General features: G+C 33.1%; 21 protein-coding genes. 9 read left to right on the top strand and 12 right to left on the bottom strand.

The window, feature by feature from the left end:
* Entirely contained in the window at positions 1 to 1,965 is a 1,965-nt protein-coding gene (locus AC1Q7L_RS16265) for a T9SS type A sorting domain-containing protein (RefSeq protein WP_492307759.1), read from the bottom strand.
* A 200-nt stretch (positions 1,966 to 2,165) separates the two neighbouring features.
* On the opposite strand from AC1Q7L_RS16265, the gene dusB reads away from it, so the two are divergent.
* Complete coding sequence (gene dusB, locus AC1Q7L_RS16260; RefSeq protein WP_492307758.1) at positions 2,166 to 3,161, top strand: tRNA dihydrouridine synthase DusB; 996 nt, start codon at positions 2,166 to 2,168, stop codon at positions 3,159 to 3,161.
* A gap of 58 nt (positions 3,162 to 3,219) precedes the next feature.
* Here the strand turns inward: dusB and deoC are convergent, their stop codons facing one another.
* From deoC to AC1Q7L_RS16235, 5 genes are all read right to left on the bottom strand, one after another.
* A complete protein-coding gene (deoC, locus tag AC1Q7L_RS16255; protein ID WP_492307830.1) occupies positions 3,220 to 3,966 on the bottom strand; it encodes a deoxyribose-phosphate aldolase in 747 nt (248 codons plus the stop codon).
* A gap of 3 nt (positions 3,967 to 3,969) precedes the next feature.
* The gene (locus tag AC1Q7L_RS16250) at positions 3,970 to 4,440 is read right to left on the bottom strand and encodes an Lrp/AsnC family transcriptional regulator (RefSeq protein WP_066755185.1); all 471 of its coding nucleotides are present in this window, start codon (positions 4,438 to 4,440) and stop codon (positions 3,970 to 3,972) included.
* 41 nt (positions 4,441 to 4,481) lie between these two features.
* On the bottom strand, positions 4,482 to 5,411 hold the full coding sequence (locus tag AC1Q7L_RS16245) for an endonuclease/exonuclease/phosphatase family protein (RefSeq protein WP_492307757.1): 930 nt from the start codon (positions 5,409 to 5,411) through the stop codon (positions 4,482 to 4,484).
* Between the two features lie 373 nt (positions 5,412 to 5,784).
* The gene (gene trmD / locus AC1Q7L_RS16240) at positions 5,785 to 6,462 is read right to left on the bottom strand and encodes a tRNA (guanosine(37)-N1)-methyltransferase TrmD (RefSeq protein WP_410692999.1); all 678 of its coding nucleotides are present in this window, start codon (positions 6,460 to 6,462) and stop codon (positions 5,785 to 5,787) included.
* Complete coding sequence (locus tag AC1Q7L_RS16235) at positions 6,459 to 7,721, bottom strand: NAD(P)/FAD-dependent oxidoreductase (protein ID WP_492307756.1); 1,263 nt, start codon at positions 7,719 to 7,721, stop codon at positions 6,459 to 6,461. The genes trmD and AC1Q7L_RS16235 overlap by 4 nt, the downstream gene beginning before the upstream one ends.
* Positions 7,722 to 7,835: 114 nt before the next feature.
* On the opposite strand from AC1Q7L_RS16235, the gene AC1Q7L_RS16230 reads away from it, so the two are divergent.
* The 3 genes from AC1Q7L_RS16230 to AC1Q7L_RS16220 are packed head-to-tail and all read left to right on the top strand — an operon-like array spanning position 7,836 to position 9,856.
* Positions 7,836 to 8,504, top strand: a complete 669-nt coding sequence (locus AC1Q7L_RS16230) for a hypothetical protein (RefSeq protein ID WP_492307755.1) — start codon at positions 7,836 to 7,838, stop codon at positions 8,502 to 8,504.
* Complete coding sequence (locus AC1Q7L_RS16225; protein ID WP_492307754.1) at positions 8,497 to 8,958, top strand: hypothetical protein; 462 nt, start codon at positions 8,497 to 8,499, stop codon at positions 8,956 to 8,958. The genes AC1Q7L_RS16230 and AC1Q7L_RS16225 overlap by 8 nt, the downstream gene beginning before the upstream one ends.
* Before the next feature lie 34 nt (positions 8,959 to 8,992).
* On the top strand, positions 8,993 to 9,856 hold the full coding sequence (locus AC1Q7L_RS16220) for a glycoside hydrolase family 25 protein (RefSeq protein ID WP_492307753.1): 864 nt from the start codon (positions 8,993 to 8,995) through the stop codon (positions 9,854 to 9,856).
* A gap of 1 nt (position 9,857) precedes the next feature.
* Here AC1Q7L_RS16220 and AC1Q7L_RS16215 read toward each other — a convergent pair whose 3' ends face one another.
* The 4 genes from AC1Q7L_RS16215 to AC1Q7L_RS16200 form a co-directional block, all read right to left on the bottom strand.
* Complete coding sequence (locus tag AC1Q7L_RS16215) at positions 9,858 to 10,811, bottom strand: alpha/beta fold hydrolase (RefSeq protein WP_492307752.1); 954 nt, start codon at positions 10,809 to 10,811, stop codon at positions 9,858 to 9,860.
* Positions 10,747 to 11,877, bottom strand: coding sequence for a GNAT family N-acetyltransferase (locus tag AC1Q7L_RS16210; RefSeq protein ID WP_492307751.1), 1,131 nt, complete (start codon positions 11,875 to 11,877; stop codon positions 10,747 to 10,749). The genes AC1Q7L_RS16215 and AC1Q7L_RS16210 overlap by 65 nt, the downstream gene beginning before the upstream one ends.
* Before the next feature lie 304 nt (positions 11,878 to 12,181).
* Positions 12,182 to 12,700 (bottom strand): DUF1761 domain-containing protein, encoded by a 519-nt coding sequence (locus AC1Q7L_RS16205; protein ID WP_492307750.1) that lies wholly within the window; start codon positions 12,698 to 12,700, stop codon positions 12,182 to 12,184.
* Positions 12,701 to 13,137: 437 nt separating this feature from the next.
* The gene (locus tag AC1Q7L_RS16200) at positions 13,138 to 13,398 is read right to left on the bottom strand and encodes a hypothetical protein (RefSeq protein WP_492307749.1); all 261 of its coding nucleotides are present in this window, start codon (positions 13,396 to 13,398) and stop codon (positions 13,138 to 13,140) included.
* A gap of 158 nt (positions 13,399 to 13,556) precedes the next feature.
* On the opposite strand from AC1Q7L_RS16200, the gene abc-f reads away from it, so the two are divergent.
* Positions 13,557 to 15,449 carry a ribosomal protection-like ABC-F family protein gene (gene abc-f, locus AC1Q7L_RS16195; protein ID WP_410693006.1) on the top strand — a complete coding sequence of 631 codons (1,893 nt, stop codon included), beginning with the start codon at positions 13,557 to 13,559 and terminating at the stop codon, positions 15,447 to 15,449.
* A 161-nt stretch (positions 15,450 to 15,610) separates the two neighbouring features.
* On the opposite strand, the gene AC1Q7L_RS16190 is transcribed toward abc-f, so the two are convergent.
* Positions 15,611 to 16,666 (bottom strand): Gfo/Idh/MocA family oxidoreductase, encoded by a 1,056-nt coding sequence (locus AC1Q7L_RS16190; protein ID WP_492307748.1) that lies wholly within the window; start codon positions 16,664 to 16,666, stop codon positions 15,611 to 15,613.
* A gap of 189 nt (positions 16,667 to 16,855) precedes the next feature.
* On the opposite strand from AC1Q7L_RS16190, the gene AC1Q7L_RS16185 reads away from it, so the two are divergent.
* The 3 genes from AC1Q7L_RS16185 to AC1Q7L_RS16175 all read left to right on the top strand — a co-directional run bounded on the left by AC1Q7L_RS16185 (position 16,856) and on the right by AC1Q7L_RS16175 (position 20,510).
* Positions 16,856 to 19,147 carry a TonB-dependent siderophore receptor gene (locus tag AC1Q7L_RS16185; protein ID WP_492307747.1) on the top strand — a complete coding sequence of 764 codons (2,292 nt, stop codon included), beginning with the start codon at positions 16,856 to 16,858 and terminating at the stop codon, positions 19,145 to 19,147.
* A gap of 94 nt (positions 19,148 to 19,241) precedes the next feature.
* Positions 19,242 to 19,757, top strand: coding sequence for a hypothetical protein (locus AC1Q7L_RS16180; protein ID WP_492307746.1), 516 nt, complete (start codon positions 19,242 to 19,244; stop codon positions 19,755 to 19,757).
* 162 nt (positions 19,758 to 19,919) lie between these two features.
* The gene (locus AC1Q7L_RS16175) at positions 19,920 to 20,510 is read left to right on the top strand and encodes a hypothetical protein (RefSeq protein ID WP_410693010.1); all 591 of its coding nucleotides are present in this window, start codon (positions 19,920 to 19,922) and stop codon (positions 20,508 to 20,510) included.
* 106 nt (positions 20,511 to 20,616) lie between these two features.
* On the opposite strand, the gene AC1Q7L_RS16170 is transcribed toward AC1Q7L_RS16175, so the two are convergent.
* A complete protein-coding gene (locus tag AC1Q7L_RS16170) occupies positions 20,617 to 21,252 on the bottom strand; it encodes a peroxiredoxin (RefSeq protein ID WP_410693011.1) in 636 nt (211 codons plus the stop codon).
* 99 nt (positions 21,253 to 21,351) lie between these two features.
* On the opposite strand from AC1Q7L_RS16170, the gene AC1Q7L_RS16165 reads away from it, so the two are divergent.
* A complete protein-coding gene (locus AC1Q7L_RS16165; protein WP_492307745.1) occupies positions 21,352 to 22,233 on the top strand; it encodes a mechanosensitive ion channel family protein in 882 nt (293 codons plus the stop codon).
* The last annotated feature ends 38 nt before the right edge of the window (positions 22,234 to 22,271 follow it).

Below are 22,271 nucleotides of genomic sequence, written 5' to 3'. Positions count from 1 at the left end.
TTATCTTTTTATAACTTTTATGGATTGTGATTCTTTTTCAGAATTAACTTTCAAGATATAAGTTCCAGTAGGTACTTTTCTCATATCAATTAATGCTTTATCTGAATTTACATTCTCAACAATCACTCTTTGTCCAACCGTATTGTATACTTCTACATTTTTGATTTTATTCACATCATTAATGGAGATAAAGTCTACCACAGGGTTTGGATAATAATTAAGTTTCTTCTTAGCAACATCCTGTACCGCTAAAACAGTTGTAACAAACTCATAACCTCCAAGATCCGGTGTTGTTGCGTTTCTGGCATTACCATCAGCGTCTACCGTAACTTCCGGAACCGGTGTTGCTTTATTATCAAGAGTAGAATTACCCGAAGAAGCTAAATGAAAATCTGTAGCAGAAACAAACGCAGGAAGAATATTAAGAGAATTCACGTTTCCTCCGAAACCTGTTTGCATATCTGTTAAAGTAGCTCTTGCAGAACCTATAAACCCAAGACTTGTTCCTGAAGAATAATAATCATTATAATTAATATTAGAGAAAATTGTATTCGCAGAACTTGAATAAACTGTATATCTGTCGCCTGCCTGTGTTTGGCTGTTTACAAAAATATTATTTCTTAAATCAATTGCTCCTGCAGCAGTCACAGTTGACAAAGCATTAAATGCAGAAGGTCTTCCTGCTACGGTCTGACTCGCGTCCATCACAACAGTATTGTAATATATTTTATAACCGCCGCCTGCGCCGACTACAATTCCGTTACCGTTATCATTTACTCCGCCAGCTGCAGCGTATCCATATCCTGAAATACCATTTACAATATTATTGGATACCAAAGTATTTGCAGCAACATTTGTAGAAGCTACATAAATACCTTGTGAACCGTAGCCATTTATATTCGTATTTTTAATTGTACTTACTTTATTTTTATCGATAATTACCCCGTTCGTAGCTGTACCGGCTACATAAATTCCGGCAAAGATAGTACCCGTTCCGCTTGAAGTAAAATTGTTAATATTATTACTTCTTATGATAACATTAGCAGCTGCTGACGCTCCTGTATTTCCCGATGTCACCGTAATTCCTGTTGCTCCTCCTGCAGATGTACCAGTATACCCAAGATTTGTAATTGTATTTGAGGTTATTGATGAGTTCACCGTTCCCGTTGCAAACCAAACACCTCTTTTGATTTCGGCATTTGCGGTTTCAAAATTCCCAATCGTATTATTGGTAACTGTTGCTCCGTCTAATCCTTGCAGATATATTCCTACCAATCGGTTCGCATCTGCGCCTGTTGCAGTAAAATCATTTCCTGTAACCAAAGTATTTGCTCCGTTACCGGCAGCGATTGCTGTAAACAGATACATTCCTATATAAGATTTTTTTACGGAGTTATTTTGAAGGGTAACATTATTAAAATATCCTCCCGTAGGTGTTGTATTCCCATCATACATGATAAAAGCTGAAGAAGTATTGATACCATTAACGATATTTAAATTCTTAACAACAATATTCGTATTGGCAGCCGCTGCAGTTGTCGCTATGAAGTTAATGACCTGCGGAGCTGTTGTGGCTGTATTGGTAAATGTAAGATCGCGCGTTGTACCTGAGACGGTATTACTTCCGTCCAACGTAATATTACTTCCAAGAATTCTTACAAGCGTTGAACTTGCCAAATTCCCCGAAATTGTTGGAGTTGCTCCCGTTGCAGGTTTTATAGCAACAGAAGTGTAACTTGTTGTTCCTCCACTTGCATTTAAAACCGCCGTCGCAGTTTCCGTAGTACTTGCTGTAATACTAATATTAATAGCTCCCTGATGGGTTCCTGCATTAATTGCATCAAATGCATCTTTTAATGTAGTATATGTTCCTGTCGTTGTGCCTGACGTTGCAGCTAAACTCACTTGTGCATTTAAGTTTATCGCTGCAGCACTTACAGCAATAAAAAATAGAATTTTTTTCATGTTATTGTTATTTGAATTGGATTATAAATATATGTAAAATATTCAAACTAAAATCAAAATAAATTAATTTAACATAAATAAATCACTTTTAAACTAAATAAAAACCAATCAATTACGAATTTTTAACACATATTTTATTCCCAACTTAAACATGATAAAACAACTTTTCTAAATGTTTTATAATTTCGTAAATTTGCATCATGATAAAAATAGGCAACATAGAACTGCCGGAATTTCCGCTTTTGTTAGCTCCAATGGAAGATGTAAGTGATCCTCCATACAGACGCTTGTGTAAAATGCATGGTGCAGACTTAATGTATTCAGAATTTATTTCTTCTGAAGGGTTGATTCGTGACGCTATGAAAAGCCGAAAAAAATTAGATATTTTCGATTACGAAAGACCTGTCGGCATTCAGATCTTTGGAGGAGATGAAGAAGCAATGGCAATGTCTGCAAGAATTGTAGAGACGGTAAACCCGGATCTTGTTGATATCAATTTCGGATGTCCCGTAAAAAAGGTTGTCTGCAAAGGCGCCGGAGCCGGAGTTTTAAAAGATATTGATTTAATGGTACGTCTTACAAAAGCTGTTGTAAGCTCTACTCACCTGCCTGTAACTGTGAAAACACGTTTAGGATGGGACAGTAATTCTATCAATATAGATGAAGTTGCAGAACGTTTACAAGAAACAGGAATTAAGGCACTAACAATACACGCAAGAACGCGTGCGCAAATGTACAAAGGTGAGGCTGACTGGGAACATATTTCAAGAATTAAGCAAAACCCCAATATTGAAATTCCAATTTTTGGAAATGGTGATATTGATTCTCCCGAAAAAGCTTTAGCATACAAACAAAAATATGCCTGCGACGGAATCATGATCGGTCGTGCAGCCATTGGCTATCCTTGGATTTTTAATGAAATAAAACATTTCTTTAAAACAGGAGAACACTTACCTGAACCTACAATCTTCGACAGATTATTAGCTGTTCGCCAACACGCAGAATGGAGCGCAGAATGGAAAGGTGAAAAATTAGGACTGATAGAAATGAGACAGCATTACAGCAATTATTTCCGTGGAATTCCTCATTTTAAAGATTTCAGAAGAAAATTCTTAGAAGTATATACTTTGGAAGAAATGGATGAAGTAATTAAACAAACTCAAGCGTTTTACGAAGAATATCAGGCTCAAGTATAAAACAAGAAAACCATCAAATATTTGATGGTTTTTCTTTTATTATTTAAAGTTAAATATTTTAATATCCTTCTGAAGAAGACTGATTTTTAATTAATCCTAATGCTGAAGAAGTTCCTATTCTTTTCACTCCCAAATTGATCATTTTCTCGGCATCTTCTGGAGTTCTTACCCCTCCTGCTGCTTTCACAGGAAGTTTTCCGGCATTATCAAGCATAATTTTTACACCTTCAAATGTTGCTCCGTTCGGCTTTCCACCGGTAGTTTCATAAAAGCCTGTTGAAGATTTTACGAAAATATTCGGAAGATCATTTTCAGAGAAATTTTCTTCTGCCCAATTGGATATCTTTTTAGTAAGATCAGCAATCTGTTCATCAGTTAAAGCTGCGATCTCAATGATCCATTTTGCAACCTTTTGATTTTCGATACACAGCTGTGTACACTTTACAAATTCTTCTTTTACTAATTCCAGATTTCCTTTCAGATAAGCATTATAATTAATAACAAAATCTAATTCGTCTGCTCCGTCTTGTATTGCTTTTGAGGCTTCTGCAAGTTTTTCATCAACAGAATAAGTTCCTTCATGAAAACCAATTACAGTTCCTACAATAACATCTGAATTCCTTTCCTGAATATACTTTTTGATCTCGGATACATAATCCGGACGGATCATTACCGCAAGAATTTCATTATCAATAGCTTCCTGTGCAAGATCTTTGTCTTTCTGTAAAGTTTCTTCGTTTGAAATACCCGATTGTGCCGGAGTTTTCAAATATGTTGAATCCAAATATTGAGCAATATTCATAATCTGTTATACTTTCAATTGTCTGTAAATACCTTGCTCCAAAGATATGAAAGTTTCTGTTCTTGTCACTCCTTTTAACTTCTGAAGTTTGCTAAGAATCATCATTAAATGATCATTATCCTTACAAAGAACTTTCAAGAAAATCGTGTAATTTCCTGTGGTGTAATGCGCTTCTACTACTTCATTGATCTCTTTTAAAGCTTTCACAACTTCAGGGTAATGACTTGGCTGATCCAAAAATACACCGATATAAGAAATTACTTTATATCCGATCTTTTTAGGATTCAGAAAAGAGATTGAATTTTCAATAACTCCTGCATGCTCCAGCTTCTTAATTCTCTGGTGTACAGCGGTTGTTGAAATTCCTACATTTTTTGAAATGTGAGCTAAAGAAGTTTTAGCATTATCCATCAACATATAGATGATCTCCTTGTCGATTGAATCTAAATGGTAGTTTGCGTTTGTTGAATTTTTCATTTTTTCTACTTTTTTTAATTATTTATGTTTTTAAAATTGTGTTATAAATCGCTAAATTTTACAAAAACCGGAAAATGATCGCTGTACCCACCCAAATACCGTGTACCGGCATAAGTTCGAAAGGGTCTTTCTTCAAAATTCCTGTTCCTACTGCGTATTTTCTCAGAGTTGAACACTTCAGCCTCCTGAAATGACAAACCAACATTATCAAATAATGATTTTGATAATATAATCTGATCAAACAGCAATCCGGATTTATAATGAAAAGTAGAATAATTTCTTGTGGAAAACAACTGCTGGAAAGGGTTTTCTAATACCTTCTCGCTGGCGTTGTCATAGAGAATTTTTACTATATTTTCATCATCTGGGTTTTCGTTAAAATCACCACACAAGATTACATGCTCCTTTTCATTTATTATATTCAAGATCCGCCCCCGAACCTCGTTCAATATAAAAGCTCTTTTTGGTTTATTAATATCTTTTTCTCGCTTTGAGGGAAGGTGCGCGATAAAGACATTAATAATCTCTCCTTTATATTTCACTTTAGAATACAATACATCTCTTGTTGTGTCGTAGTTTTCTGTGTTTTTATCTATAATTTCAAAGAAGAAAGTAATGGTTTCTGAGTCTATTACTTCTACTTTGTTTTTATCATACAATAAGGCAACATCTACATTTCTCTCATCCATAGAATTGTAATGAATAATGCCATATTCTGAATTAAAGGGCTGCAATTCCACAAGATCTTCCAATACTTTCCTTCCGGAAATTTCAGACAGACCTATCATAAATGGCAGTACCCCATTTTCCTCCTTCATTAATTGAAATACGTTCGCAATTTTTAAAAGTTTGTTCCTGTATCTTTTATCGTCCCAACCTCTTAATCCTGATTTTGTAGGATCCAATTTATGAATTGGTGCAGGATCGGGCAAAAATAAATTTTCAACATTGTAAAAACTGAACAACTCCATCGCCTCGCATTTCTATTCTTTATTTTTTATACTTTAGTTTCGATATGTAAATTTATTATTTTTTTTCAAATATGGTTAATTTATTTACAATATATTTACATTAATTTCATACTTAAAACAATAACAGTTTAATGATAAAAATAACTAATTTTAAACATTAGATTAAAATTTTTAATCATTTCCAAGTTCTATCATTCAAAACAAAATCAAAACAGTATATAAAATTTAAAATAATTAGAATAATAATCTATTATAAATAGGATTATGTAATCATATTTAAATCTTAATCGCAGTTATTGCAATTATTATTCCATTTTTCGAATTAATTATTCAAAAAGTGAAAAAAATGTTTCTGATTAACGAATTTAAGTAACTATTTCGAGAGTAAATCAGGACGTTTTTCTTTAGTAATCCTCATTGCCTCGTCGTGTCGCCATTCTTCAATCTTAGCAAAATTACCGCTTAATAAAATTTTAGGTACTTCTAAACCTTTATAATTTTCAGGTCTTGTATAGATTGGTGGTGACAAAAGATCATCCTGGAAGCTATCAGTTAAAGCACTCTGCTCGTCATTCAAAACTCCGGGAACCAAACGGATAATTGAGTCTGCAAGTACACACGCAGCCAATTCACCACCCGTAAGAACATAGTCTCCGATCGAAATTTCCTTTGTAATATGCAGATCTCTCACTCTTTGGTCGATACCTTTATAATGTCCGCACAAAAAAATCAGATTGTTTTTAATAGAAAGTGTATTGGATATTTTTTGAGTTAAAGTAACTCCATCCGGCGTCAGATAGATCACTTCATCATATTCTCTCTGAGATTTAAGCTCCGAGATACATTTATCCAACGGCTCGATCATCATCACCATTCCCGCTCCGCCTCCGTAAGGCTCATCGTCAATTTGTCTGTGCTTATTAATTGACCAATTTCTCAATTGGTGAAAATGTACTTCTACCAATCCTTTATCCACAGCTCTTTTTAAAATAGAAGTTTGAAAAGGGCTTTCCATCAACTCAGGAAGTACGCTTATGATATCAATTCTCATTGTAATGTTTCGTTTTTCTTATTCGGTAAAATAATTAGTCTTAAAGATGAATCTTTATTAAAATAGCTCCACATCCAGTTGAAGAACACTGCAAGTTTATTTCTTACACTCAAAATCAACATTAAGTGTAAAAACATCCAAAAATACCAAGCAAAAAAGCCCTGGAATTTTATAAATGGTAAATCTACAACTGCCCTGTGTTTTCCGATGGTTGCTAAAGATCCCTGATCTTCGTATTCATACTCCTTCCATTCACTGGAGGTTTTCTTCAAGAAATTCTTACCTAAATTTTTTGCTTGATTAATGGCCACATTCGCAACCTGAGGATGCCCTTGTGGATATTTTGGAGTTTCCATGTAGGAAATATCTCCTATTGCATAAATATTATCGTATCCTTTTATTTTATTAAAACGATCAACAATATATCTGTTTCTGTTTAATTTATCTTCCGGAAAACCGTCTACGACATTTCCGGTAACTCCTGCCGCCCAGATCACATTGTTTGACGGAATGCTTTTCCCGCTCTTCATATGAACTTTATCACCATCATACTCAGTAACATATTCTTCACTCATGAAAGTTACTCCCAGATCTTTCAAATATTTTTCAGATTGAACCTGAGCTTCCGGACTCATTACAGCAAGTGGTTTTTCTGTCGAACTTATTAAAATGATCTTTAGATTATCAAAATTCATGTACGGATAATCTCTTGGCAGGATTTCTTTCTTCATTTCAGCGAAAGCTCCGGCTAGCTCAACACCTGTCGGTCCACTTCCTACGATAACGATATTCCAGTTTCCATCGTCGCTTCGGCTTTTTTCGATAATCAGTTTTTCAAAAGTCATTAAAACATGATTTCTGATTCCGATTGCTTCCTGAGTATTTTTCATTCCGAAAGCTCTTCCTGCAAGATCTTTATTACCGAAGAAATTAGTTTTACAACCTGTCGCGATAATCAATTTATCATAGGTGAATTCGGCTTCATCGGTGATCACTTTATTGTTTGCAGCATCAATTTCCCGAACTTCCGTTAAACGAAACTGAGTATTTCTTGACTGCTGAAAAATTTTCCGGAACGGGAAAGAAATATTGGAAGGTTCTATCCTCCCACACGCTACCTGATAGAAGAGCGGCTGAAACATATGATGATTAACTCTATCCAGAACAATTACCTTTTTGTTCTTGTTATTCAACGTTTTTGCAAGTTGTAATCCCGCAAATCCTCCTCCTATAATGATGATCTTTTCGCGTGTTTCCATATTATACAAATTTACAAAGAATTAAGTTATTGGCATTACTCTTGTAAATTTAATTTATAAATTATAACTTTGAGTAAGTATCTAAATTTAAACATTTGATTAACAGTTTAATAAATGTCAAATACAATATCACAAAAAGAAGAACAGGAAAATGCAATAAATAAGTTGTTGCAGGGATCATCTTATATAAGTCAATTGCCACATTTAATTGGATATTACGCTCCTCAAAACGAAGGCTCTCTCTTAAAAACTTCTGGGATTCTACATCATGAAAAAGATATCTTTATTCATGTTGCTAACAATAAAAGATTGGAAAGATTAGAAAGAGAAATACAATTATTAAGAAAATCAATATTAGTTTACAAAGAATCGCATCGTTATCCAATAAATTATAAATATGGTATTCGCAAATCTAACAATAAGATTAAATACCAAATCAAATCTCCTTTTGAAGAAAAATATTTTAATGTTGTTTTTGAAAAAAACATTTATATATGGTCAGAAAAAGATGTATGGAAAATCATCTATATAATTGACAGTGATGATCTCTTCGAAGAAACATTAAACGAATTTAATAATCAAATTACTAAAAAATTCATAGAAGTAATATTTAGAAAATCTATGCACTATTTTTATATTGATAAATTTTCTCGAAAAATCTCAACAAGCAAAATTTCATCAAATTCTCATTATGAAAGAATTTCTTTATATGAATTATTAGCATATTTAGACATTAACAAAATTGAGAATTTAATTGATAAAGGCTCTATCGGTTATGAATAGGAAATTGGAACTTCTTTCAATACTTGGTCCTTTAACAATTCCATTTGGAAGAAGTACATTACCATCTAGAAGAACCTTGGAAGGTGAAAAAATATTATTCGAATCATATAATGCTAATAATGGTGGTTCTCCAAAAGATATAATATATTATCAAAACTCTGAAGAGAATGACAACCTAAAAGAAAGTACCTATTTGTGGGTCATTAATAAAAATGGAGATATTTTAATACTTTTAGAACAAACGGCTAATTCGATATCGCCTAGAGGTCATGTATGTCATACTAATATTACAGGTGGCGATGAAGCGTATCAGGGAGGTGAGCTATGGTTCTTAGACCAAACCAGAATTGTTATCAATCAAAAATCTGGTAGATATGGTGATAGTTACAATCAAGAAAAATATATTATAGAATATTTTGAACTTTCAGGTTATAAGGTTAATATTGCCGATTAATAGTTATTTAACTTAGTTTTATAGCTATGTTTTTATGACACAAAAAAAGTACCAAAAAAAAATTGCCAAAAAGATTCATGACAACAGGCGAAAAAATTATTTTTTCCGTCGCAAAATTGTCTTAGCCATTTTATTTGTTGCTTTATTGGGCACGGGATTGTACTTAAAACAATCGATAAGCTATTATTACGCTTTATATTTTAATAAATTCAGTCATAAAAAACTCCATAATAACGAAAGGGAAACATTAAGAATTCAAAAAATTCTTAGTAATAATCTCGATAAAACGTATGGTTTTGATATTTCTCATTATCAAAACCGAGAAGATATAAAATGGGACAGCCTGAGCATCGGAAACAAAACCATTCCGCTGGAATTTGTTGTAATGAGAGCCACAATGGGCAACCGAAATGCCGACAAACATTTTGAAGAATTTTGGCAGCAGGCAAAGAAAAACGAATTAATTCGTGGCGCTTATCATTTTTACAGAGCTGATGAAGACCCTGTAATTCAGGCTAATAATTTCTTGGCTAATGTAAAATTGGAAAGCGGAGATCTTCCCCCAATTTTAGATATTGAAAAAATTCCGAAGCGAAAAACCAACAAAAAATTAATTGAAGATTTAAAAGTTTGGTGCAAAATTATCGAGGAAACCTACGGTGAAAAACCAATTATTTATACCTATTATCATTATTATAAAGATTTTTTAAAAGGCGAATTTGATGATTATCCTCTTTGGCTGGCCAATTATAATGATGTTCCTACTCCATCTCCAGAGGGCAATTGGGATTTCTGGCAGTTTACAGAAAGCGGAATCGTTCACGGAATCAACACAAAGGTAGATTTGGATATTTACAATGGCAGCTTGTGGTCTTTGAAAAGATTGACGATAGATTAAATTATTTTCTCAGAAATTCTAAAATATCAGCATTTAATTCTTCCGGGTTTTCTAAAGGAATAAAATGTGTTGCATTTTTATAGATTTTAAGCTCAGAATTTGGAAGTTGTTTCGCTATAAATTCCGTATGTTCTTTTTTAATTACATCATTTTCTCCGGCAATTACAAAAACAGGATTTTGAATTTTATTTAAAGAATTTTTCGTTATATTCGGTTCTTTCAGCATAATTTTCAGCAAACGTATTTCATTGAATTTTGCAGGATCATTTTCAGCCTGAAAAACCTGAAGCTGAGTTTTCATATTATGCAAAAGTCGCGAATCTACTCCTTCCGGGAAAACATTAGCTCCGATTGTTACAAGCTTTTTCAGATGATCTGGATATTTCAGGGCAAACTCAAGACCGGTATTTCCGCCATCGCTCCATCCGACGATATTTACTTTTTTCAAACCTAATTCGTCAACCAAAGCTTTTACATCATCTGCGAAAATTTTATAGGTAAAATCCATTTTTGATGAATCTGTACTTTTCCCCTGACCTCTTGTATCTATTGCAATTAATTTATAATATTTAGAAAGCTCAGGAATCTGTTGGTAAAATTCCTGAATACTTCCGCTGTTTCCGTGAAGTAAAACCAAAGGCTCTCCTTCACCATATATTTCATAATACAGATCTGTATTTTTCAGCTTTAAAACCTTTCCTACAGAAGAATTTTTACCGTAAATAGAATTTTCTTTTTCCATATTATATTTGCTTAGATCAGGAATAAGGTCTGTAAGATTTTCATCAGAAACAGCCGTTTCGTCTTTTACATTCTTTCCGTTTTTATCAACTTTTACATCAATATTTATTGCCGGAGCGGCCAAAGTTATTTTTTCCCAATCTCCGTAATCACTTAAAAGGTCTTCTCTGGATCCATTCAGCTTTAGGGTTGAGTGACGAAAATATATTTCCAATGAACTGATTTATGAGAATATTATTATGTTTTATCAACCCGAAAATCTCAATAGGTTCTGCGCCAATGGTGGATTTTATTTCCAAGGCTGTTCTTCCGAAAATTATTCTTTTAAATTTGTTATTAATTGAAAATTCCACCATGCCTAGAAGCATATTCAGATACAATTGCTTTTCTTTTTGAAGCTCTTTATCATAGCCTAAAAAATAGGTATCAATATCTTCGTTATTGAGAATTAAAGTATAAAATCCGATTAATTTTTGATCTAAAAAATATCCAAAGATTTTAAAATTTTGATTTAAATTTTCCTTCATACTTTCAAAATGATTTTCAGCAAGAAAAAACGTATTGAAAGGAGCATTTTCGGCCACATTTTGATAGAGAACATTCATTTCTTTTTGATGTTTTTTTATATCATCAAAATTCATTTCGTACTTTTCAATTCCATCAAATTTCTTTCTGGCAGAGCGGGCTCTTGTTCTGTATTTTTTAGAAAAATCATTTAAATAATCTTCAAAAACAGTCCAGTTTTCTTTTAATTTCAACATCATATTCGGCTGAACTGAAAATTGAAAATATGGTTGATGATTTTTATCTTGAAAATACTTCACAAAATTAGACTGATAATCTTTATAAATGATCAAAGATGTTTTTCTGATCTCTTTTTGCATTTTCTGAACCGCCTTATCCAAAAGCAGAATAACTTGTTCTAAAGTAATTTTAGAAGCATCAAAATAAAATCCGTTTTGCCCTGTCAACATATTGTTTCCCAAGATCATAACATCTTTACTGAATTTTCTACCAAAGAAATTTCTGATGTTGCACCAAACTTCATTTTTCTGAAAAGTAGCATGATTTTTAAAATTTAAATACTGAAATAAAGCACCACCAATCAATTCATTATCAACGAAAAAACCAACATAATAGCATTGCATGTTATCTGGTTTAGACGATTCCAAGACATGGAAATATTCCTTAGAAAGCATGATGTTGTGATTTCCAATTACAGAATTCCACTGTAAAGGTAGCTCCGAAACACTATTATATATCTTTAAATTATATGGCACCAGTTGTGTATTTTGGAAATAAAATTTTAAATAATTGATAATCCATAGTTTTTATTTTCGTTTTACTTACATAAACGAATGAGCTTTGTTTTTTCTTTAATTAAATGATTTATTTTTCAATCTATCTTTGTTTATGCTTGCAATAATTAAACGCAAAATAAAAGCTACTATTTAGAATATACTAGATTAACCTGAACATGGATGTTTGACTTATATTTAAAAAACAAAGTATTCAACTGCACAAAGAGCTATAGAACATAAAAAAGGCCACAAATGTAGCCTTATAATTTCGATCGTTAGAATTTTATTTTTGTGTAACCCAATTAAAACCTCCCGGAGAATACCAACCGCAGACAATTCCACCCATGATTGTGATCGTTATCGTCCAATATGCTGTATTAATGAAGGTATATTTCCAGGATTTCCTTTCAAACATGGCATTGATTGCCGTAAGTGGAAATACAAATAAAACTCCAGCCATGAAACAATGCAAAGCACCGTGACCAAAAGAACGATAAGCTGTTCCGTAGTCTTTCATAAAGGCAAAAAATGAAGGTTTTGCGTTTGTTTCGTCTCCACCAATCATTCCTAAAGCTCCGAATTGATGAATAGTGATCATTTGTAAGAAAAAAGCAATCAAAAAAGAGAGGATAAATGCGAAAACAAAGACAAATCCCATGTTTGATCCTTTCATTTTCTCTTCAGTTAATCCCACTTCCTGCATCCAAACAGTTCCGAAAATTTTTGGATGGTACCAGATAAATCCCATAATTAGGGGTACTAATGCGGCTACCGCAATAGCCAGAAAGTTAATTTGCATCATAGTTTTTTATTTTAATTTGTATATCAAATCTACATTAAAAATCAATACAATTGTAAATTAATTCAAAATTAAAACACATTTAATGAGATTTCAATAAGCAAATTAATAATTTTAACATTAAATACTAAAATAACAAATGAAATACCTGTTTGATGGAGTTTAAACTTTTATTTGGCTCGGTAAAAAAATAAAAAAGTAACTGTGGAATCCCTGGTATGATCTCTAGAATCAGCGCAAATAGAGGAACTAATAAATATATTAATATTGGGAATCTAAGTTTCATTGAGAATTTTTTAATCATAGCATTCCAGATGGTTTTCACTCTTTCTTTATCATTCCATAAGATTAAAAAGCATAAAATAAAATACCAGATAAACCTTCTTGTAAAGCCCATTGCTAAACCTTCAGGCATGAAACTAATGTCCATTAATAAAATATTAGCGGCAATAGGAATAAAAAAACATTACTCCTAAAATTGCAGTCCTGTTAAAAAGAAGTAAAATTCCGGCTATCATCTGAAGAACGCCGATTGTCGTCTTAAAAGGCTCATGATCAAATAAATACCACATCACTCTAAATAAAGATAAATCCTTGATTGGGGTTGCCATTTCCTGAGGTGAGATTCCAAATTGTCCGTTTTCAATAAGTTTGCTGCATCCATAGCTGAAAAATGTAGCAGCTAGTAAAAACCTTGCCACTAAAATAAAATATTCCCAATAGCTTTCTTTGGGAATTGAGGATAGTTTTTTTATCTTGTTAATAATTTTTTAGTATTAGTTTATTTAAAAGTTTTCTTGTTACATTTTCGTACTTTTGCGGCTCAATTGAAAATTTCAAATCAAACCATTACATTCCAATGAATTACGTTTCTGTCGAAAACCTTACCAAATCTTATGGCATCAAAGTTTTGTTCGAAAATATCTCTTTTCATGTAAATGAAGGAGACAAAATTGCCATTGTTGCCAAAAATGGCAGTGGAAAGTCTACCCTTCTTAAAATTTTGATGGGCAAAGAAATTGCAGACAGCGGAACTGTAGTTATTAATAAAGATATTCAGGTTGTTTTGTTTGATCAGGAAATCGAGTTTGATTCTGACTTAACGATCGACGAATTTATGATGACGCTTGATTCAGCGCCAATTCAGGCATTGAAAAATTACCATAAATCACTCCTTTCCACAGATTATGATTTCATTGAAAAAGCTTTAGCCGAAATGGAAATCCATAAAGCCTGGGATTTGGAAAATGATATGGCACAAATTCTGTCTCAGTTGAAGATCACAGAGCTGGATGCGAAAATGGGAACTCTTTCCGGAGGTCAGATCAAACGTGTTGCATTAGCAAAACTATTGACTGAAACCAGAGCTGAGCACCGTCACACCCTTCTTATTATGGATGAGCCTACCAACCACCTTGATGTGGAAATGGTAGAATGGCTGGAAAGTTATTTGAGTAAGGCTAAAATCACTTTAATACTGGTAACTCACGACAGATATTTCTTAGATGCCGTTTGTGGAATTATCTGGGAAATGGAAGATAAAAATCTGTATTTCCACAATGGTTCTTATGCGACTTATCTTGAAAATAAAATGATTCGTGAGGACAATATGAACTCTACCATCGACAAAGCCAACAATCTTTACAGAAAGGAATTGGAGTGGATGAGAAGACAGCCAAAAGCGAGAACTACAAAATCGAAATCCAGACAGGATGATTTTTACGAAACTGAAAAAATAGCTAAAACCGATACCAGAAAAGAATCTCTTGAGCTTGATTTCGAAATGAAAAGGCTAGGAAATAAAATTCTGGAACTTAGAGATATTTCTAAAAGTTATGGTGATAAATTATTACTAAAAGATTTCAGCTATCAGTTTCAAAGAGGTGAAAAAGTAGGAATTGTAGGAAAAAATGGTGCCGGGAAATCTACCTTATTAAATATCATTCAAGGTCTTGAACCAAAAGATTCCGGAGAAATTGAAACCGGAGAAACTATAAAATTCGGTTATTTTTCGCAAAAAGGACTTAAGTATAAGGAAGACGAAAGAGTTATTGATTTCATCAAAGAAATTTCTGAAAACTTTCCTTTAGCGAATGGAAGAACGATCTCTGCATCGCAGTTTTTGAGGTTATTTTTATTTGACGATCAAACCCAATATTCACCAATCTCAAAACTTTCGGGAGGTGAAAAAAGAAGATTGCATTTGATGTACATTTTATATCAAAATCCAAACTTTCTGATATTTGATGAACCTACAAATGATCTTGACCTTCCTACATTGACTGTATTGGAAAATTTCTTATTGAACTTCCAGGGAAGTTTGATTATTGTTTCTCACGACAGATATTTTATGGACAGAATTGTTGACCATATTTTAGCGTTTGAAGGAGAAGGAAAAATCAGAGATTTTATCGGAAATTTCTCAGAATACAGAGAAAATTTAAAATTAGAAGAGAAAAGTCCTAAAGTTGTTGTGGAGAAAAAAGTTGAAGCTCCTGTTTCGGCTCCTGCTCCAGTTTCAACACCACAGTCACAGGCTACAAAAAGAAAACTTTCTTTTAAAGAACAAAGAGAATTGGAAACTATTGACAAGGAAATTCCTCAATTGGAAGAGCAACGTGCCAAGATTCTTGAGCAACTTAATAATGAAAGCGAATATGATAAAATCGCTAAACTTTCTGCAGAATTAGAAGCGATTTCTGAGAAATTGGAAAACCACGAAATGAGATGGTTGGAGCTTCAGGAGATATAATTGAGTGGGAGAGTTTTAGGGTTGGAGTGTTTTAGGGTGAGAATGTTATAATTCTTGTCATCAGCATCAAGTTTTTAAAATTTGAATGTAATACATCAAACACTCCAATCTTCTTACTCTAAAACCCTCCAACCCTAAAACCCTCCAACTCAAAATCTCTCTTACAATTCAACTACTCTACCTTGTTTCGAGCTATCCCAAGCTGCATCAATAATTTTCATATTCTGAATAATTTCTCCTGCCGGCGATGGTAAATAATATCCGAAAACGATGTGTTCATAGATATTCTGATAGTAATTCATGTAATTTCCTGGTTCGCTTGAAGTAAGTATTCTTTCTGTTTCTGAATTTTCATTTAAAATGTTTATAATCCCGTCAGTTTCTTTTAAAGGAATCGTCCAGTCTTTTCCGTAAACAGGAATTGATCCTGCAACCAATTCATTTTCCTGATTATCTGTTCTTTCTTGTAAAAAAGTTCCTTTTTCGCCATGAATTACATAAGCGTAATGTGCTTCTTTACTGAAAACAGAGGATTTTAATCTTACTCTTAAATCATTTTTATAATACAAAAGAATTTCGAAATAATCATTGGCAAACTCATCCCCTTTCATTGAAAATACATCTGCAAAAAGTTTTTCCGGAAAACCAAAATACTGTACCGCCTGATCTACCAAATGCGATCCCAAGTCATGAAGCGAGCCAGAACCAGTTGCCTGAGGATCTTCCTTATGTGCTTTTCCGCTTGCTGTTGTGCGGAAACGGTCAAAACGAATTTCTGCTTCTTTGATTTCACCCAATTTTCCTTCACTCATTATTTTTTGAACCTGAAGAAAATCGCGGTCAAATCTTCTGTTTTGATAAACGCTTAGAAATAATCCTTTTTCTTCGGCTAATTTTACCAATTCTTCCGCTTCAGCAACATTTACGGTGAAAGGTTTTTCAACAATTACATTTTTCCCTGCTTCAAGAGCCATTTTTACATATTCAAAATGGGTCTGAACAGGCGTGTTTACTACAACTAATTCAATATCAGCATTAGTCAACATTTCTTCTACCGATTTATAGATTGTCGCATCAGGATATTTTTCTTTTGACTCTTCTTTGCTTCTTTCCACAACAGCCGACATAAAAAATCCCGGATGTTCTTTTAAAAATGGTGCATGAAAAATTTTTCCACTCATCCCAAAAGCACAAAGTCCAACTTTTACCAATTGCATAATTTTAATTTTAAACAAATATATTCATAATTAAATTCCCGATGAATAGTCTACAATATTCATAGAGACAATTCATTACTCATTAAAAACATGACAAAAATCACAACATTTATTTTGAATTAGTCTAAATAACATTATCTGAATACCTACATTTGCACCTTATTTAAAACCACTCTAAATTAAGTAAAAATGAAAAGACAAATTACTACCTTAGGCTTCATTGTATTGGCAGCCACAGCCAGTGCACAAATGAAGTTTACCCCTGAAAATGATACAATTAGAATCCAGACCATAGAAGACGTAAATCTTTATAAAACTGGAAATCCAAATAAAGCAAAACCATTATCTACCAAGTCAAACCTTACGGTAATGGAAACGCCACAGCCAATTGCTATCATCAGTCACGATATTATTGAGCAGCAACAGGCAAAACAATTGGGTGATGTACTTCAAAACGTAAATGGTGTTTATCTTACTTCTGCAAGAGGTGGTTCACAAGACAGTTTCGGAGGACGTGGTTTTATTTTTGGAAACGATAATATTTTCAAAAACGGATCAAGAATTAATAGTGGAGTTTTCCCTGAGGTAAGTGGTTTAGAAAGAGTTGAAGTTTTAAAAGGAGCCAACGCAATGCTTTACGGAAATGCAGCTGCCGGAGGTATTATTAATATGATTACTAAAAAGCCTAAATTCAATTTCGGTGGAAGTGTTGGATTGAATGGCGGAAGCTGGAATTCTTACAAACCTACGGTAGATATTTACGGGCCATTATCCAAAAATATTGCATTTAGAATGAATGGCGCTTATGAATATGCAGAAAGTTTCAGAGATGTCGTAAAGTCTACAAAATATTATTTTAATCCTTCATTTTTATTTAATATCAGTCCAAAATCACAATTAATTGTTGAGGCTGATTATCTTAAAAATGACATTACCCCTGATTTTGGGATTGGTTCTATTACAAAACAAGATGGTCTTACTTATGAATTAAATGATTTGCTTCCAAGAAGTGCATTTTTAGGAACAGATTGGCAATATCAAAACGTTCAACAGGTTTCAACGAATGTTACTTTTAATCATCAGTTTAATGAAAAATGGTCTTTAAACAGTACAGCTTCTTATCAAAACTATACGAAAGATTATTTTTCTACGGAAAGAGTACAGTGGGGATATGAAAAAACCACGAACCGTCTTTCATGGAAAAGACCTTTAAATAAAACGTATAACGAACAAAATTATACTTCTGCACAGGTAAACCTTAATGGTGAATTTAATACAGGAAAAATTAATCACAAAGTATTAATTGGAGCAGATGCAGATTACAGTGCTGCAGATTCTTATACTTATTATAATCCAACTAATAATCTGGCATTCGGGAATAACTATTTTTACGGAACAAACGGAAACAGTCTTGGAACAGTTTATCTTGATGACCCTTCAAGCTGGGCAAGCGGTACAACTCCTGATGCTTCAACATTAGAAAAGAACCGTATCAATACCAGAAGAATTGGAATATACGCACAGGATTACATTAGCCTTACCAAAGAGTTTAAAGTAATAGCAGGATTACGTTGGTCATATATTGAAAACATGCCAACAATAAACACTAAATTCAAAACTAATAAAAGTGGAGTTGTTAACCCTAATTCAACAACGGGTAAAGGATTGGTAGATAATACGGCATCATCAGATCAGGCAATATCTCCAAAAGTTGGATTGGTTTATTCTCCCAATGATAATCTATCTGTTTTTGCTACCTACACGAATTCTTTCGTCGCTAATACAGGTACATTAAGAAATAATGAAGCTTTAACTCCAACCAATATTGATCAATATGAAGTCGGAGCTAAGAAAAACCTTTGGAACAATGCTTTAGCAATTAATCTTACTGTTTATCAAATATTATATAGAAACTATTATCAGGTAGCATTAAATGATGCAGGACTTCAATTAGATCCGAACGGATTGATTAAAGATTTTGCTGGAAAAATGCGCAGCCGTGGTGTAGAGCTTGATATTACTGGAAATCCTACTGAAAACCTTTCCATAATCGGAGGTATTTCATATAACAACTCTGTATATCTTGATACACCGGAAGCTTTCGGATATGTTGAAGAGCAAAGACTGGTAAGAACACCTGCTACAACAGCAAATGCTTCAATTTTCTATAAATTCACCAATTATGTAAAAGGATTAAGAGTAGGTGCAGGTATTTATTATATTGGTGATAGAATCGCAGGATGGAATGATACAAAAACTGGGGCAAACAGTTTAGCTTCAAGAAATGGAGTAAGCAGAATGTTTGATTTAAAAGACTACACGACCGTTTCACTATCTGTAGGTTACGAATGGAGCAAATTCTCAATCCAAGGAAAAGTGGGTAATTTATTTGATGTTGTAAATTACAATGTTCACGAAAATTATTCTGTAAACCCTATTACACCTAGAAATTACTATTTCACATTAACATATAAACTTTAATAATTTAATATTATTAATAATTTCATCATTCAAAGTGGAAGTTGCATTTTTGCAGTTTCCACTTTTGAAATTTAATAAACAAAGATATTGATACATGGATAAGATTAAGGACACAAGAACTTTCATGAGAATTACCCACCGTTATTTAGGATATTTCCTTGCGGGAATTATGGCGGTTTATGCTGTAAGTGGCGTTTTATTGGTTTACAGAGATACTGATTTTCTGAAAAAAGAAAAAAAGTATGAAAAAACAATTGCTAAAAATTTGAATGAAAAAGAATTAGGCAAGGAATTAAAAATGAAAAACTTCGAAGTAGAAAAAACTGAAGGTGACATTTTGAAATTCAAACAGGGAACTTATAATTCTGCTACAGGAGAGGCTAAATACTCTAAAAAAGAGCTTCCTTTTGTTTTAGATAAGATGACAAAACTTCACAAAGCGCAATCGAAAGACACATTATCACCGTTAAATACCTTTTTTGGCATAGCCTTGTTCTTCTTTGTCATATCAAGTTTCTGGATGTTTAATCCAAAGACAAAAGCATTCAAAAGAGGAATGATTTTCACCATTGCAGGACTTGTAGTTTCTATTATTCTCTTATTTATTTAATATCATAAAATTATTCGTTAAAACGTTAAAATAATATGATATAAAAATCATTAATTCACGCTTCAGTTCCAAAAAAACACCTGACATTGAGCAGTCTGGCACATTTGTTGTTTAATCCTTACTTTAAGAATAATAAACATTAATTATTAAAAATTATAAATTATGAAAAAACTAATTCTATCAGGAATATTAGCTGTAGCGGGATTAACTACTACAATGAATGCTCAAATTCAGGAAGGTAACTGGATGGTAGGTAGTAGCCTTGTATCAAGTAACTTTGGATTAAATACTGGTGGTGGTTACAGCATTGGATTACAGCCAAAAGGTGCATATTTTATTAAAGATAATGTTGCAGTTGGTGGATATGTAAATTTAGGTATCAGTAAAGTAACAAACGGAAGCCCGACAGACTTCACTTACGGTGTTGGTGCTTTAGGTCGTTATTTCCTATCTCCGGGTGAGAAAGGTGTTGACAACTTATTAAACCACGGTCGTTGGTTCTTCGAAGGTAACTTAGGTGTTGGAGGTAGATCTGTTGAAGGAGGTAACTCTACAACTGGTTTAGACTTCGGTGTTGGTCCTGGTTATTCTTACTTCATCACACCAAATATCGGTCTTGAAGGTTTAGTAAAATACCAAGGTCAGTCAGGATTCGGTAGTGAGGGATTAAACTCTAACATTACTTTCAACGTAGGTTTCAGTATTTACTTACCAACTTCAAAAGGTAAGCAGATCATTAACGACGCAAAATAAGAAATCACTTCACATATACATATAGTATACAAATGAAATCGCCTCGAAATGTTTTTCGAGGCGATTTTCGTACAAATTAAAACTAAACTATAAAAAATCAAATAAATCACGTATTTGGTTGTGGTGTATATCTCAGATAAGGCTTTATTTCTGTAACGCCTTTCGGGAATATTTTTCTTGCATCTTCTGTTGAAATCGAAGGCGGGATAATAACATCTTCACCATCTTTCCAATTTACAGGTGTTGCAATTTTATGTGAGTCAACTAATTGAAGAGAATCCAAAACTCTAAGAATTTCATTAAAATTTCTTCCCGTTGAAGCTGGATAAGTAATAATTAATCTTACTTTTTTATCCGGATCAATAATTAATAAAGAGCGAACCGTAGCTGTTAACGAAGCATTCGGGTGAATAAAATCATACAATTCTGAAACTTTTCTGTCTTTATCCGCAATGATAGGAAACTGTACATCTGTATTCTGAGTTTCATTAATATCTTTAATCCAATTTTGATGATCTTCTACTCCATCCACACTTAATGCAATTACTTTCGTACCTCTCTTCTCAAATTCTGACTGCAGTTTTGAAGTATATCCAAGCTCTGTTGTGCATACAGGCGTGTAATCTGCAGGATGTGAAAACAAAATTCCCCAAGAATCTCCAAGATAATTGTAAAAATCTACATCTCCCAAAGATGATTCTGCCTGAAAGTTGGGCGCGGTATCTCCTAATTTAATTGACATAATATTCTGCTTTGTTAGTCTACAAATTTAGTAGACTTTTTGATACTGGCAAAATATTTGTTAAGAATTTATATATTTATTTAATAAAATTTTCATTTCATGCAGAAAAATGGTTTAAGTTACATCGATGTTGTTTATAAAGTTCTGGAAAATTGGTATTTAAGGTTTGCAGAGCTTACCCCGAAATTAATTGTAGGGATTCTAGTTTTCACCTTTTTTCTAATTACAAGTAAATATTTAAGTCAGGGTTCTGTAAAAGTCTTCCATAAATTATTCCCGAAAAGCAAAAAAGAAAGTTCTTTAGTAACATTAATCGGAGTCTTCAGATTTCTGATTATGATTATGGGAACTTTTATCGCGTTGGAAATTATGGGATTCAGTGGTTTCCTTTGGAAATTTATCGGAAGTTTGGGAGTCGCCGGGGTTATTGCCGGGGTTGCCTTGAAAGATCTTGTTTCAAGTATATTTTCAGGAATGCTTATCGGGATTGATAAAGCTTTTAAAATCGGAGATTACATTACAATTGGCGCTCATTCCGGAACCGTACAGGAAATTGGATTTTTAACTACAAAACTAATCACAGACGATGGAAAGAAAGCTTATATTCCCAATCAGGTAATTTTTAATGCTCCTTTCTACAATATTACGGCTTCACCTCAACGAAGAATTATTTTAAATTTTGAAATTCCGGGAGATGAAGATCTTAATAAAGTTCAGCAAGGTATTTTAGAGGTCATAAAAGGTTTAGAAAATGTTGACAGACTAGATACGTCAGAAGTTATTTTCACCGATCTAAAACAAGGGGTATTCACTCTACAGGCGAAATTCTGGATGAAAGTGGGTGCAAATATGGTTCAACTAAAAAGTGAGGCTTTTATGAAGATTAAACAACGCCTAGATTCAGACAATATACAATTGGTAACTCCAACAAGTATCAGTATCACCAATGGAGAAACTACTTTGAACGAAAATCACGATTAATAAAAAAACCGCTTTGTGAAAGGCGGTTTTCTTTTATC

It is taken from the genome of Chryseobacterium sp. GW823-FHT05E08, from assembly GCF_058795655.1.
The sequence above is the reverse complement of the archived record's forward strand: the minus strand, read 5'-3'. Positions and strand labels throughout refer to the sequence as shown.